Below are 13,253 nucleotides of genomic sequence, written 5' to 3'. Positions count from 1 at the left end.
GGCTACATGCTGGCGTTTTCGACGACGCGGCCTTCTGCACGCCAGCGGAGCATACCGCCGGCAAGGTTGGCAACCCGCTCGAATCCGGCCTGTCGCAGCATGGTCGTGGCTTGTGCCGAGCGCCCGCCGGCCCGGCAGACAGTGACGATCGGACGGTCCTTCGTGAGCTCAGCGGCGCGCCTCGCCAGATCGCCCAATGAAATGAGCGTGGCTGCGGGGATGCGCCCCAGCGGTCCGTCGAACTCGTCGGGCTCGCGCACGTCGACGATCTCGACGGCATGCAGATTTTCCTCGAGCCACTGGGCATTGATTTCCCAGATGCCCGCAAAGCTGCACGTCAGTGGCGCCCAATCGGGCTCCGCCATCTGCGCGGGGTAGCTCGTCGCCAGACCGCATTTCAGGTTCGCAGGCACCGCTACGTCGATCTGCTTCGGATGCGGCAGGTGCAGGTTCGTCATGTATCCGGTGAAATCGTCTTCACACAGTTCACCGCCAAGACGTGGATTGAAGCGCCGCTCCTCGCCCACACTGGTGACCGTCAACCCGCGATAGTCGTGGGCCGGATAAAGCAGGCACGCGGCGGGCAGCGTAAAAATGTGGTTGTGGACCGCACGAAACATTGCGTGCGCGTCGCCGCGCTGGAAATCCGTGCGGCCAGTGCCCCTGATCAACAGGCAATCGCCGGTAAACGCCATGGTTTCGTTGTCGAGTACGAGGGTGATGCATCCATCGGTATGACCCGGTGTCGCACGTACTACCAGGTACCTCGCGCCGAACTCGACCCTGTCCCCATGGCTCAGATAGCGGTCCGCGCCTTCGGCACCGCTCGCAGCCGATATCGCAATCCGGCTGCCTATGCGGCGATTCAGCATCCATGCACCGGTCACGTGATCGGCGTGGACGTGAGTGTCGATCGTGTAACGCAGTTGCAATCCAAGCTCTTCGATCAAGGCAGCATCCCGGCGCACCTGTTCAAATACCGGATCGATCAGTACAGCCTCTTGCGTTGTGCTATCGGCAAGAAGATAGGTGTACGTTGACGATTGCTGATCGAATAGCTGCCTGAAGGTCAACACGATTTCCCTCCGCGGCCCGCTTTTGCGAGCGCTTTACTTTGGTTGCGCAACGTACCGCAGGTACGGCTTCACGGTTTTGAAACCCTGCGGATATTTTTGCATCGCGGCGTCGTTGGAAACGGATGTTGGAATGATCACGTCTTCACCCGGTTTCCAGTTCACCGGCGTTGCCACCGTGTGTTTCGCGTTGAGCTGCAGCGCATCGAGCAGCCGCAGCACTTCGTCGAAATTGCGGCCTGCACTCATCGGATAGACGAGCATGGCTTTGACCTTCTTGTCCGGCCCGATGAGAAACACCGAGCGTACAGTCGCGTTGTCTACCGCGGTGCGCGGGCCGCCGCCGCTCGCCTCGGGATGAATCATGTCATAGAGCTTCGCGACAGTCAGGTCCGCATCGCCGATCAGCGGGTAGCTGACCTCGTGGCCCTGCGTCTCGGCGATATCCTTGACCCACTCCTTGTGGTCACTGACGGGATCGACGCTGAGCCCGATAATTTTCGTGTTGCGCTTATCGAACTCTGGTTTGAGGCCCGCCAGGTATCCGAGTTCCGTGGTGCACACGGGGGTGAAATCCTTCGGATGCGAAAACAGGACCACCCAATTGTCGCCGATCCATTCGTGAAAATGGATCGTTCCTTCGGTGGTTTCAGCAGTGAAATCGGGAGCGTCTTCTCCTAGTCGAATCGACATCATCAGTCTCCATAGGGTGGGTGCACCAAGGTACCAGTGCCGCGGTCGGAACGACCTCCCGCGGGCTGCCTGGGTGTTTAGTCAGGCGATTGGTCTGACTTGAGATCATCGTCCAGCTGGTTGCACAATATCGCGCTGGATGACTATCTGCGGGCGCAGCAGATTCAGAGCCTCTCCACAATAGCATGATGCGGGACAGGCATCGGGACGCGCTGCGGGTCGCACATATAGCGTAGAACAAAAAAAGACGCCGCCCCAGATTCCTTCGCCGCAAGTAGCGCAGCGCTGACGCAAGCGCTCGCAGAAACGCATCTTCGGCGTATGGCCGATCCATACACATCGTGCGGTTTTTGCGCCCAAAACACCTCGGCGTGTTCCTGCAAGCGCTTGCGGCAACCGTCTACGAAAAGAACGCGAACGGTAAGATTGCGGCGACAGAGATAGCGACCCCGGCCGTAGCAAAGCCCAAGCTAATCCTTTGAGATTCTGTCATCAACCGTATAACGAATTTATAAAACCGAAGGGCGTTTACCGTAAATGCAGCATATCTGAGCGCACGGCGAAGACTTTCGCCCAATTCGCATGCCTCCTTTATCAAAAAGCTCGCGCTTTATACAAGGGATTTAGATACAGGTCGATATCATCGCTCCGCTTGACGCCACTGCTTTACAGCCAGGCGTCATTCTTGGGAGAAAAATCATGTTTGAAACTGGAAAAGAGTATTCTCGGGAAGACATTCATAGGGTGACGGGGGGATGCAAACAGGCGTTCTTGCCTGTGAAGGGCGGAAGGGTCGTCGCCGCGAGGTTGCGTCAGGATCTCAATCCGTATGCCCCGGATGTGATCGTCTGCGACGGCAGCGCCGCCGCACGTGCGGCCGGCCGAACGCTCGCGCGACAGACCGACCCACTTCCTGTTTTTGTACGAACAGCAACTGACCGATTCCGTTACATGGGCGAGTACGTTACCGACGAATCGTTTACTGCTCCGGCCGACTACGCGAAGTACGTGAAGAACTCTGGATTTACGCTTGGTCAGATTTCGCGCGTGATCAAGATGAAACGCCGTTGATCCATCTCCTCCGCTAGCCTTGTGTGGAACGTCCGGTTTCATCAAGCCACCGAACGATGTTACGCACAGTATCGTCGTAGAAGGTGCGATACAACTCCTTCGACACATAGCCGATATGAGGCGTCGCAAGCACGTTGGGCAATTCGCGCAGAGGGTGCGGATTGTCCAACGGTTCGACGTCGTAAACGTCCAGCGCAGCGCCGGCAATCTGACCGGTCGTGAGTGCCCGAAGCAGCGCGACAGAGTCGACGATCGCTCCTCTCGACGTATTGATCAGCCGGCTTGTGGGTTTCATTTGCGCGAGTTCCGTCGCGCCCACCAGACCTTGGGTTCGCTCGCTAAACCGCACGTGGATCGACAAGAAATCTGCCGTGGAGAACAGCACATCCTTGCTGACTCGCTGCACGCCCTTTTCCGCGGCGCGCTCCTCGGTGAGGTTCTGACTCCACGCAATGACGTTCATTCTGAATGCCCGCCCGATGATGCCGACAGCCGAGCCAATATGGCCAAGACCAAGCAATCCGAGCGTCTTGCCAGCGAGCTCATCACCAAGCGAAAGCTGCCAGCCGCCCTGACGCAGTGACTGATTCTCGAGGGGAATATTGCGGGCCATCGCGAGAATCAGCGCCCACGTGAACTCGATCGTCGGAGTGGACGAATAGCCCGTATGACGAATTTCGATGCCGCGTTCCGCAGCCGCATCCTGATCGATCGACGCATTCCCTGCACCGGTCGAGGCAATCAGCTTCAGTTTCGGCAGGCTTTCGATGACCGCGCGGGACAGCGGTGTGCGTTCTCGCATCACGCATACGACGTCGAATGGCTGCAGGCGTCGAATCAGGCTCCCGATATCGGCGACGTGGTCGTTGAACACGGCAACCTCTGCCCGGCTCTCAAGGGGCGACCAGTCGGCCATGCTCAGCGCGACGTTCTGATAGTCGTCGAGGACTGCCACCTTGATCGGGAGTTTGGGGTTCATGTTGCGCGCTCCATGAGTTGATGATGTTGCTGCCCACTGAATGCTAAGAAACCCTGCCCGCGACGTAAATCAATAAGTAGCGACGCCACCCATCGCGAACCGCGATGCCTCGCCATCGACTTGCAAAACCCCTCATGACACGTTGCCTCGCTGCTTATCGAGGTGGTCGACCAGCATGCGTGCAGGAAGCGGCAGCGTGTCAAAATGGCGCGCGATGATTAACAGCGGCCGCAGCGACCACGGTTCGTCAAGCTCAACAACGCGAAACGGCACCGAATGCATATAAGGTGTCACGCTTCCCTTGGGAAGCACACCAATGCCGAGACCCGCGCTGACCATGTTGCGCACGCCCTCGAAGCTTGTCACCTCGATGCGCACGCGAAGCCGCCTGCCGGCACGCTCAGCGGCGGCGCGACACAATTTCGAAATGGACGTGCCATACGGCATGCTGACGACGTCGTCCTCCAGAACTTCCGCGAAGGTCACGCTTGCGCGCTCGGCGAGCCGATGGTCCGACGGCACGATCACGACCAGCTTATCGATACTGTACGGACGCCACTGCAGATCGCCGAGGGAATCCTCGGTGGCCGAGCAGATGCCGAGATCGGCGACGCCGCTTGCGATCGCCTGCACCACTTCATCGCTCGATTTCTCGACCATATCGATCCGCACTTTCGGGTTGGTGCGCAGGAAGGAGCGCAGCACACCCGGCAGATACTGGACCATGGCGGTAAAGTTCACATAAATCCGGGTATGTCCCCTCAATCCTGCCGAATATTCAGACAGTTCGTCCGAAATTTGCTGCAAGTGCTCGCTCAGCCGCTTCGCATGATGATAGAGCGCCTCGCCCGCAGGCGTCGCTTGAACACCCCGGCTGTGCCGATATAACAGCGGCGTGCCGGCGTCGTCTTCGAGATCCGATACGCGCTTACTGACGGCCGACGCCACGATGTGCGTGCGGGCGGCCGCCGCAGCAATGCTGCCCTCCTCGATGACGGCCACGAAAATGCGCAGGGACTCCATGTCGAGTCGCAACGGCCGATCTGCTGAAACACGCATCCTTGCTCCTTCGGGTTGAGTATCCGGTCGGCTAGCACCCATCGCGTTTGGCGATGCCTCTATTGAACATTGAGAAGTTCTCAATACGCCCGGCGACCGGCATCCTGTGTGCCATAGCGTTCGATCCTCGCAGGACCATCGGTCAAGACGCGAGGCCGGGTAGCGGGCATCACGCATCGCGATTCTATGTCGAGGAGGCGGCGTTGTCCTGGCCGCCGGAACATTAGCCTTTTCAGAAGCACAAGCCGATGCACGGCCGGAACGCACGAAAACGCTGTTGAAAATGTGAAGGAGACGAAAGATGGAACACGAACAACTTGCTTTGAACTCGCGAACTCACTGGTACGAGGGTCTCACAGCAATGCACTGGCGTGTGCTGAAGGCTAGCTTTCTCGGCTGGATTTTCGATGGCTACGAAGCACTGGCACTCGTCGTTGTGCTTGGGCCGATGCTGCATTCGGTGCTGTCGCCAGCGCAAGCCGCGTCCCCCACGACGTACGCGGGTCTGGTCATCAGCATCACGTTGCTTGGCTGGGGGGCGGGCGGTCTGATCGGCGGGATTCTCGCGGACTATGTCGGACGCAAGCGGATGATGCTCTGGTCCGTATTCCTCTATGCGGTGTTTTCCGGTTTGACCGCGTTCTCGCAAACCTTCTGGGTGTTGTGCGGGCTGCGTTTCCTGACTGGCCTCGCCATGGGCAGCGAATGGAGCACGGGTGTCGCGCTGCTGTCGGAAACCTGGCCAGAGCGGGCCCGTGCGAAAGGGGCGGGCTTCCTGCAATCGGGCTTCGGCTGGGGCACGCTGATCGCTGCGGTCGTGTGGTACGCGCTTTCGTCGACGCATCCACTCGGTGCCGAAACCTGGCGGGTGATGTTCGTGCTTGGCGCGGTCCCGGCATTCTTTGTGCTGTACATCCGCCGCGGGGTCAGCGAGTCGGAGAAATGGCAACGCGCGGTGCGCGAGAAACGCTGGAGCGCGACGAGCACGACGAACACGCAGCCGGTTGCGGGCGACGCGCCTGCATCCGAAAAGCGCCCCTTCACGCTCACGCAACTGTTCAGTGAACCCGAAGCGCTGCGCCGCACGTTGCTTCTGCTCGTGCTGTCGATCGTCACGACCGTCGGCTGGTGGGCCATTTCCAGCTGGCTGCCGACTTACACCGTGTCGCTCGCTAAAGCCGAAGGTATCCCCGACGCCTTGTCGTGGGGCTCGAAGATATCGATCGCGTACACCATTGGCGCGATTGCGGCCTACATGATCGCCGGCTTCGTGGTGGATGCTATCGGTCGGCGCGCGTTCCTGTCACTCACTTTTGTCGGTGCGCTGGTAACAACGTTCGTCACGTACAAGCTGACGACAAGCGTCGAAGCGATGATGGTCGTGGCGCCGATCAATGGCTTCTTCACCCTCGGCTGTGCCTATGTCTGGATGGCCATCTACCCCTGTGAACTCTTTTCTAGCAGCGTGCGTTCCACTGCGATCAGCTTCGTGTTTAATGCGGCGCGCCTGATCGCGTGGGTGTTTCCAATCATTGCGGGCAGCATGATCAAGTCGTTCGGCGGTGTGTCGCAGGCTGCGTTGGCACTCGGCTCCGTGTATCTGCTTGGTATCGTGCTGCCGTGGTTCTTGCCCGAGACGCGTGGCGCTGGGATGCCGGACTGATTCATCCCAGCATTTTGGATACCTAACTCTATTTTGGAGAGAAAAATGTCTCAAAGTTTTCGTATTGGACAGATCGTTCCAAGCTCGAATACGACCATGGAAACTGAAATTCCCGCCATGTTGCGCGCCCGTGAAGCGATCCGCCCCGAGCGGTTCACTTTCCATTCGAGTCGCATGAGAATGCACAAGGTCACGAAGGAGGAATTGGTTGCGATGAACAAGGAAGGCTTGCGCTGCGCGGCGGAACTCGCCGACGCTCGTGTTGATGTCATGAGCACGGCATGCCTCGTCGCGATCATGGCGATGGGGCCCGGGTATCATCGGGAAACCGAACGCGAACTGTTGGAGGTTGCGCGTGCCAATCAGTGTCTTGCGCCCGTCATGACCTCCGCGGGGGCGTTGGTAGAAGGTCTGAAGATCATGGGCGCTCGCCGGATTTCGTTGATGGCGCCGTACATGCGGCCCTTGACTGACCTCGTTGTCGCTTACATCGAAAACGAAGGCATTGAGGTCATCGATTCGATCTGCTTTGAGATTCCCGACAATCTTGAGGTCGGTCTGCGCGACCCAATGCAACTGATCGACGACGTTCGCGGCCTGAACACGGAAGGCGCGGACGTCGTGGTGGCGTCCGCATGCGTTCAGATGCCTTCATTGCCGGCGATTCAGCGCATCGAAGACATGCTGGGCATCCGCACCGTCTCGACCGCGGTATGCACCGTACGGGGTATGCTGGATCGGCTCAAGCTCGAGCCGATCGTCCCTGGCGCGGGAGCGTTGCTTTCCGGCGCGTGATCGGCAACGTACTCAGCGCTCACGGCATTGCGTTCATTCACGTGCCGGCTTCCGTCGGCGCTCGCGTCCGGGCGATTGAATTGCAGGTTGCGTGTCCACGGCGGTGAGGAGATGCTGGCGGCCCTCGTCAAGAATTTCATCTGCGAGCGCCGGGTCAACGTCTGCAACGGCACGCGAAAGCAGCAGCGTACCGACCATCTGGCTGAACAACGTGATCGCCTTGCTGCGGCCGCCTTCGCTGATCCCCTCGGTCTCTTCGATGACCTTGGCGAATCGTTCCAGGTTCACCGCGAGACCCTCTGCGTAAGAGCCGCGTGCGACGTCGTCGAACCGGCGGGCGTCGCCTACAAAACCCGACCAGGGGCAACCCGTATCGATGTTCGCGCGATGCTCGGGGGACAGGTACCACTGAATGTTTTGCTTGACCGGGTCAGCGCCAGCTGACTTGGCGTTTTCGATTATGGCGGCAAAACCTTCTCCTCCATCTTCCATCGCCTTTTCCATCACCGCGGCGACCAGCGCGTCCTTCGATTTGAAGTGGTTGTAGAAACCGCCCTGCGTAAAGCCCGCCGCCTTCATCAGCTCGGCGAGCCCGACCGCATCGACGCCGCGCTCGCGAAACAGCGTCTCCGCGGCTGCCACGATCGCGCGCCGGTTTTCAACCGCCTGCTGTCTGGAAACACCCACTCCCCCTCCCTTCGGCCGACAACGACCCAATCAAACCCATCAAAAAATACAATGTCGATCACCATTGACATTAACCAGGCGGGCGCCCACAATTCGCCTCAATGACAATGTCATTCACCATTGTCATAAGTATAGCCTTCTTTACCTGAACGGTCAGGCAGCAGGAGGCACAACGGTTATCCGACGCCTGACCGCGTCGTCACCTGAATCTTTAAAGAGGGTCCCAACATGACGAAGACAACCCCAGAACAGAACAAGGCGCTCGTGCTGGAAGCATTCGAGACGCTGTTCAACAAGCGCGACTACGTTGCAGCCGAGCGCTTCTGGTCCGACCGCTACATCCAGCATAGCGCCCATATCGCACCGGGACGTAACGGCCTGTTCGACCTGGTTCGCACGCTGCCTGACACCGCGCGCTATGAGAACCAGCTGATTGTGGCCGACGGTGACTATGTCATCGCACATGGCCGCTTCTCCGGGATCGGCAGGCCCGCTCCGTGGATTGCGGCCGACATCGTCCGCTTTGAAGACGGCAAGCTGGTCGAGCACTGGGACGTCCTTCAGGACGAAGCGACCAAAGCCGAATCCGCGAGCGGCCTGCCGATGTTCGGCGACCGGTTCCCTGTCTGACCAAGCCAACCCCATCTACAGCAAATCAACAGGAAAACGATCATGAAACTCACCGGAAACACGATCTTCATCACGGGCGGCGGTTCGGGCATTGGCCGCGGGCTAGCCGAGGCGCTTCATAAGCGCGGCAACAAGGTCATCATCAGCGGCCGCCGGCGCAGCCATCTCGACGAGGTGGTGGCGGCGAATCCCGGTATGGCGGCAATCGAGCTCGACATTGCCGACCCGGCCAGCATCGAGAAGGTAGCGGCGCAACTGATCGCGGACTATCCCGATCTCAACGTGCTGATCAACAACGCAGGGATCATGCAGCCTGACCAGGCGGGCGGGCACATCGACGACGCGCTGATGGTGTCCACGATCACGACCAACCTCATGGGACCGATCCGTATGACGTCGGCGCTGATCGATCACCTCAAGACCAGGAACGACGCTGTCGTCGCCTATACCAGCTCAGTCCTGGCTTTCGTTCCGTTGGCCGCGACGGCAGTGTATTCGTCGACCAAAGCGGCGCTGCATTCGTACATCCTGTCGCAACGCTTCATGCTACGGGACACAAAGGTTCGCGTACTCGAGATCGCCCCGCCCTGGGTGCGAACGGACCTCATGAACAGCCGCGAGGCCGAACAGGCGATGCCGCTTGACGCCTTCATCGACGAAACGATCGCCGTCCTCGGAACAGATGTGGATGAGGTTCTGGTTGAAGGCGCCAAGCTGTTCCGCGGCAACCCGGGTCCCGGTGAACACGACCTGGTCAATGGCTTCAATGCACAGATGATGGCGGTGCTGGCTGGGTGATTCGCTGCCTGCCGGATAGGTGACGCAGGCAGCCTCTGAGGAATGGCACTCGCAAAGGATGCGTTGCTGCACGGCGGCGGCACGTTGGATGAAATAGTCGCGCAAATCAGGGGTGGGTAGCACCCATTGCCCACCGCATACATCAGTATCGATGTGTCAATGCGCTGCGATCCACTCCGCGATCGCGTGGACCACTTCACCTTCGACGCCGTTGAATCCGTGGTAACTAAAAGCCTCACATGGGTCACCCTTCGCGTTTCCTCCGGATACGATCATCAGACCGTCGTAGGAGGAACCCGTTAATTTTTCCATCAGCCCAGAAGTTTCGGAGACCGGACAATAACGGCAGGCATCGTCCCTGTGATGCACGACCAGCACGGGGATTTTCAATGTGGAAAGATTCATGCTGGTTACCGGACTCCCTCGCCTGTCGTCCCGGAGAATGGTGGAGGTCAGGCCTCCTCCGTTGGCAAGCGCAATGGCAATGGCAGCGACGGATTGCGTGCCTCGGCTTGTCCCGACCAGCCAGACCGGTACCTCGGCATGTTCGCGCATCCAGGCAATCACCGCCTTGCCGTCTGCCGCATGCTCGGCGCTCAGCCGGAATCCGATCAGAAACGGAGCCGACTGACGATCACTCGGCGCATCGATCACCGCCACCGCCAGGCCGTTGCTGCCAAAAATCTGACGGGTGCGCACCAGAAAGTTGCCTTGTCCCCAGTCAAACGTTCCATAAAGGTCAAGCTGCAACCCGCCATGCCCGCCCGCGTAGAGAATGACAGCGGCCTTCGGACTATCAGGCGCAATGTAGAGAAAGCGCTGCGTGACGCCTGGGCGGGTTGCGATGTCGATCACAGTCGGCGCGGATCGCGCGTGGGCGAAATCCGTGCCGATGCAGCGAGTCCCGCATATCCAGAACAGGCAGGCCCATAGAAGCCAGGGCCGCGAGATAGTGAAACGAAGGCGAAGACCGTAGCGAATCAGTCACCGCCGTGAGCCAAGATAGTGTCAGCAGCATGTGAAACTTATCGGCGTCTACGGGTTTTTCCTGATCTCAACCTATGTCGATACCCGCGTCACCGAATCGTCGTAGAGGTATGTTCAACTTCTCCAGTGAAAGGCGAGCACATCATGACTACCGGAACAATCCATCTCCACCGCGTCTTGCACGCGACTCCCGAACGCATCTATCGAGCCTTCCTCGAGCCCGATGCGATAGCGAAGTGGCTTCCTCCCTACGGGTTCACCTGTCAGGTCCACCACATGGATGCCCACGTTGGCGGCACTTACAAGATGTCTTTCCGTAACTTCGGCACCGGTAATAGCCACTCGTTCGGCGGCGAGTACGTCGAACTGGTGCCGTTCGAGAAGATCCGTTACTCGGACCGATTCGACAACCCGAACCTGCCCGGCCAGATGCACGCCACCATTTCATTGCGGCCGGTGTCCTGCGGAACCGAACTCACCATTGTGCAGGAGGGCGTGCCCGAGGTCATTCCTGTGGAGATGTGCTACCTCGGCTGGCAGGAGTCGCTGGTCCAGTTGGCGAAGTTGGTCGAGCCCAAGATCCCTGACTGACGACACCGGCGTGCGCGCTACCGATCAGCGGGTCGCGCTGTTTGCCGAGTCGGTCGGACGTGAGGCAGGAAACCTGTCGCGAGTGCCGGGGCAGCAGGCAAGTCCGTACTGGCCGTGAAGGGAGGAAACGTCATGCAGATAGCATCCACGTCACTTCCGATCGATCCGCTTCACGACATCGATCTGAAAGACGGCAAGTTCAACGGGACCACCGCCCTCGACCTCAGCAACGCGTTCGATAATTTCAACAAAAGCGCCCTGTCGGGACACCTGTGCGTGTTTTTCCACGGCGGGCTGATATCGGAAGCGGACGGCCTCAGCATTGCCAACAAGTTGATCCAGGGCTACACCGACAGCGGCGCCTACCCGTTCGTCTTCATCTGGAAGTCCGACCTCATTACTACAGTGGAAGGGATTCTCGCGCCCTATCGCGACAATCCAGGCTTCGTGAACGCCGCTAATTACGCAGTGAATACGGTGGCCCTCAAGATCTTCGCTGCGCTCGACACTGATCAATCGCTCAAGGGTCAGCGACCACCAGCCAAAATCCGTAAGGTGGCGCCAATGACCCTCAAGAAATTGGCGTCTTTCACCAAACTCTACGACAAAGCGTGGGCGAAGCGCGCTGGTGCGCAGCTCGCCTGTTCGAGCAGCGATCTGGATCAGTTCGCGCAATGGTTGGTAGATGCCGAGAAGTCAGTTCCTGGAAAGCGCCGGCTGTTTTCCCCAAAACGTCTCCGTGGGCCGCAAAATCCTCTTGGAAGAATCATTCAACGCCTTAATTCGGGCCACGATCACGGCTTATATACGACGGTTGTCGAAGAGCTCTTCATCGCGGCGGGGCTGGCCGAGCGCCTTGGCACGAAACTCTGGGCGGAGATGAAGCAGTTCATCGACGACTCGTTCTCGAATGACGCCGACGCTGGCGGCACCGCGTTTCTGAACCACGTGTGCGACGCGTGGGACAAGAATCCGCGGCTCCGGGTCACCCTGATTGGTCACAGTGCGGGTGCTATCTACGTGCAGCGCTTCATTGAAGCACTCGATGCACGACTCCCGGCGTCCTCAACGGCGAGGGTCGAGGTGATCATGCTGGCGGCGGCCATCACATTCGACCGGATGAATGCGGGGCTATCGATACTGCGCGAGCGCGTCAGTGGGCTCCGGGTCTTCGGGCTCGATAACAAGACCGAGAGTTCGTATTGGGAGGTGCCACTGGTCTACAACAAGTCGCTGCTTTATCTCGTTTCATCGCTCTGCGAGGACGACCCGAATGCGGATAAGCCGCTGGTCGGGATGCAGCGATACTGGAAAGGGACGGCACCCTATACCGACGCCGACATCCGTGCAGTTGCCGAATTCGTTCAAACCACAAGAGCCGTCTGGTCACCCACGAAACCAGATGCGAAGCCCGGATATCAATCTCAAGCCAAAAGACATGGATGCGTCCCGGAGGACGATGAGACCAACCGTAGCGTTTGCTTCGCATTGCAGAACGGTTTCTGATCGAACGCTTTCGGTGCCACGAATTGGTCTTTGCTGGCCCGCACCGACCGAAAAGGTGGCGAGGAAGTCACGCGCGCGCATCCTCTTCGGCCGTTGCGGTCCGTCGCGGTGTCGGCTGGCTCCGGCTACACAGCCATGATCGATACGGCCTTGGTGACCAGATAGCCTTCCATCGCTTCCGGACCGCCTTCCGACCCATAGCCCGAATCCTTCACGCCGCCAAACGGCATTTCCGGCGAAGGCGTAGCCGGCTGGTTGATCCACAACATGCCGACTTCCATCTGTTGCGACAGCAGGTGCACGTTGCGGAACGACTTCGTGAACGCATAACCCGCGAGACCATACGGCAGGCGATTCGCCTCAGCGATTGCTTCTTCGAGCGTGTCGAAACCGCGGATCGCGGCGATCGGGCCGAACGGCTCGTTGTTGAACACGTCCGCTTCGAGCGACACGTTGGTCAGAACAGTCGGCGCGAAGAAGTTGCCTTCCGAGCCCACGCGTTCGCCGCCCGTCTCGACCTTGGCGCCGGTCTTGCGCGCGTCGTCGAGCACCTTGCTCATTGCGGTCAGACGGCGCGCATTGGCGAGCGGCCCCAGGGTGGTGCCTTCGGCCAGCCCGTCGCCGAGCTTGAGGCCTTCAGCGTGCTTGACGAGCGCCGCCGCGAATTCTTCGCGGATGCTGTTGTGCACCAGAAAGCGCGTCGGCGAGATGCAGACCTGGC

14 protein-coding genes are annotated in these 13,253 nt (G+C 59.5%); 7 read left to right on the top strand and 7 right to left on the bottom strand.

From position 1 onward, the window contains the following. Nucleotides 1-2 precede the first annotated feature (2 nt). Nucleotides 3-1,073, bottom strand: coding sequence for a rhodanese-like domain-containing protein (locus GNZ13_RS36510; RefSeq protein ID WP_172173935.1), 1,071 nt, complete (start codon nucleotides 1,071-1,073; stop codon nucleotides 3-5). Between the two features lie 36 nt (nucleotides 1,074-1,109). Continuing rightward, on the bottom strand, nucleotides 1,110-1,766 hold the full coding sequence (locus GNZ13_RS36505) for a peroxiredoxin (protein ID WP_172173933.1): 657 nt from the start codon (nucleotides 1,764-1,766) through the stop codon (nucleotides 1,110-1,112). A gap of 699 nt (nucleotides 1,767-2,465) precedes the next feature. Between GNZ13_RS36505 and GNZ13_RS36500 the strand changes: the two genes are divergently transcribed. Beyond that, nucleotides 2,466-2,837, top strand: a complete 372-nt coding sequence (locus GNZ13_RS36500; RefSeq protein ID WP_172173847.1) for a hypothetical protein — start codon at nucleotides 2,466-2,468, stop codon at nucleotides 2,835-2,837. A gap of 13 nt (nucleotides 2,838-2,850) precedes the next feature. On the opposite strand, the gene GNZ13_RS36495 is transcribed toward GNZ13_RS36500, so the two are convergent. After that, complete coding sequence (locus GNZ13_RS36495) at nucleotides 2,851-3,816, bottom strand: D-2-hydroxyacid dehydrogenase family protein (RefSeq protein WP_172173844.1); 966 nt, start codon at nucleotides 3,814-3,816, stop codon at nucleotides 2,851-2,853. A 132-nt stretch (nucleotides 3,817-3,948) separates the two neighbouring features. Next, nucleotides 3,949-4,875: a LysR family transcriptional regulator gene (locus GNZ13_RS36490; protein ID WP_236002355.1), complete on the bottom strand. Its 927-nt coding sequence runs from the start codon at nucleotides 4,873-4,875 to the stop codon at nucleotides 3,949-3,951. 301 nt (nucleotides 4,876-5,176) lie between these two features. Here GNZ13_RS36490 and GNZ13_RS36485 point away from each other — a divergent pair, with 301 nt between their 5' ends. Both GNZ13_RS36485 and GNZ13_RS36480 read left to right on the top strand, forming a co-directional pair. Further along, nucleotides 5,177-6,538, top strand: a complete 1,362-nt coding sequence (locus GNZ13_RS36485; RefSeq protein WP_172173841.1) for an MFS transporter — start codon at nucleotides 5,177-5,179, stop codon at nucleotides 6,536-6,538. Between the two features lie 45 nt (nucleotides 6,539-6,583). Continuing rightward, a complete protein-coding gene (locus GNZ13_RS36480; RefSeq protein ID WP_236002354.1) occupies nucleotides 6,584-7,333 on the top strand; it encodes a maleate cis-trans isomerase family protein in 750 nt (249 codons plus the stop codon). Between the two features lie 33 nt (nucleotides 7,334-7,366). Here the strand turns inward: GNZ13_RS36480 and GNZ13_RS36475 are convergent, their stop codons facing one another. After that, nucleotides 7,367-8,020 carry a TetR/AcrR family transcriptional regulator gene (locus GNZ13_RS36475; RefSeq protein WP_172173838.1) on the bottom strand — a complete coding sequence of 218 codons (654 nt, stop codon included), beginning with the start codon at nucleotides 8,018-8,020 and terminating at the stop codon, nucleotides 7,367-7,369. Between the two features lie 228 nt (nucleotides 8,021-8,248). Here GNZ13_RS36475 and GNZ13_RS36470 point away from each other — a divergent pair, with 228 nt between their 5' ends. Continuing rightward, nucleotides 8,249-8,650, top strand: a complete 402-nt coding sequence (locus GNZ13_RS36470; RefSeq protein ID WP_172173835.1) for a nuclear transport factor 2 family protein — start codon at nucleotides 8,249-8,251, stop codon at nucleotides 8,648-8,650. 42 nt (nucleotides 8,651-8,692) lie between these two features. Then, nucleotides 8,693-9,448 (top strand): SDR family oxidoreductase, encoded by a 756-nt coding sequence (locus GNZ13_RS36465; RefSeq protein ID WP_172173831.1) that lies wholly within the window; start codon nucleotides 8,693-8,695, stop codon nucleotides 9,446-9,448. A gap of 156 nt (nucleotides 9,449-9,604) precedes the next feature. Here the strand turns inward: GNZ13_RS36465 and GNZ13_RS36460 are convergent, their stop codons facing one another. Next, the gene (locus GNZ13_RS36460; RefSeq protein WP_328807351.1) at nucleotides 9,605-10,303 is read right to left on the bottom strand and encodes an alpha/beta hydrolase family protein; all 699 of its coding nucleotides are present in this window, start codon (nucleotides 10,301-10,303) and stop codon (nucleotides 9,605-9,607) included. Nucleotides 10,304-10,579: 276 nt separating this feature from the next. Between GNZ13_RS36460 and GNZ13_RS36455 the strand changes: the two genes are divergently transcribed. Next, nucleotides 10,580-11,026 (top strand): SRPBCC family protein, encoded by a 447-nt coding sequence (locus tag GNZ13_RS36455; RefSeq protein ID WP_172173828.1) that lies wholly within the window; start codon nucleotides 10,580-10,582, stop codon nucleotides 11,024-11,026. A gap of 132 nt (nucleotides 11,027-11,158) precedes the next feature. After that, nucleotides 11,159-12,532 carry a hypothetical protein gene (locus GNZ13_RS36450; protein ID WP_216675174.1) on the top strand — a complete coding sequence of 458 codons (1,374 nt, stop codon included), beginning with the start codon at nucleotides 11,159-11,161 and terminating at the stop codon, nucleotides 12,530-12,532. 125 nt (nucleotides 12,533-12,657) lie between these two features. On the opposite strand, the gene GNZ13_RS36445 is transcribed toward GNZ13_RS36450, so the two are convergent. Beyond that, nucleotides 12,658-13,253, bottom strand: a 596-nt coding sequence (locus GNZ13_RS36445; protein WP_172173825.1) for an aldehyde dehydrogenase family protein, incomplete at its 5' end; no start/stop codon positions are given.

Origin of the sequence: Paraburkholderia elongata (assembly GCF_013177735.1) — a bacterium.
GTDB classification, from domain to species: Bacteria; Pseudomonadota; Gammaproteobacteria; order Burkholderiales; family Burkholderiaceae; genus Paraburkholderia; species Paraburkholderia elongata.
Note: the sequence above shows the minus strand (reverse complement) of the source record. Positions and strands in the feature narration are given on the sequence as shown.

What these genes read in the sequence shown, in the direction of transcription:
- GNZ13_RS36455 (WP_172173828.1), top strand. Translation starts at nt 10,580, where the DNA reads ATGACTACCGGAACAATCCATCTCCACCGCGTCTTGCACGCGACTCCC.
- GNZ13_RS36490 (WP_236002355.1), bottom strand. Translation starts at nt 4,875, where the DNA reads ATGCGTGTTTCAGCAGATCGGCCGTTGCGACTCGACATGGAGTCCCTG.
- GNZ13_RS36450 (WP_216675174.1), top strand. Translation starts at nt 11,159, where the DNA reads ATGCAGATAGCATCCACGTCACTTCCGATCGATCCGCTTCACGACATC.
- GNZ13_RS36485 (WP_172173841.1), top strand. Translation starts at nt 5,177, where the DNA reads ATGGAACACGAACAACTTGCTTTGAACTCGCGAACTCACTGGTACGAG.
- GNZ13_RS36470 (WP_172173835.1), top strand. Translation starts at nt 8,249, where the DNA reads ATGACGAAGACAACCCCAGAACAGAACAAGGCGCTCGTGCTGGAAGCA.
- GNZ13_RS36480 (WP_236002354.1), top strand. Translation starts at nt 6,584, where the DNA reads ATGTCTCAAAGTTTTCGTATTGGACAGATCGTTCCAAGCTCGAATACG.
- GNZ13_RS36500 (WP_172173847.1), top strand. Translation starts at nt 2,466, where the DNA reads ATGTTTGAAACTGGAAAAGAGTATTCTCGGGAAGACATTCATAGGGTG.
- GNZ13_RS36505 (WP_172173933.1), bottom strand. Translation starts at nt 1,766, where the DNA reads ATGTCGATTCGACTAGGAGAAGACGCTCCCGATTTCACTGCTGAAACC.
- GNZ13_RS36495 (WP_172173844.1), bottom strand. Translation starts at nt 3,816, where the DNA reads ATGAACCCCAAACTCCCGATCAAGGTGGCAGTCCTCGACGACTATCAG.
- GNZ13_RS36465 (WP_172173831.1), top strand. Translation starts at nt 8,693, where the DNA reads ATGAAACTCACCGGAAACACGATCTTCATCACGGGCGGCGGTTCGGGC.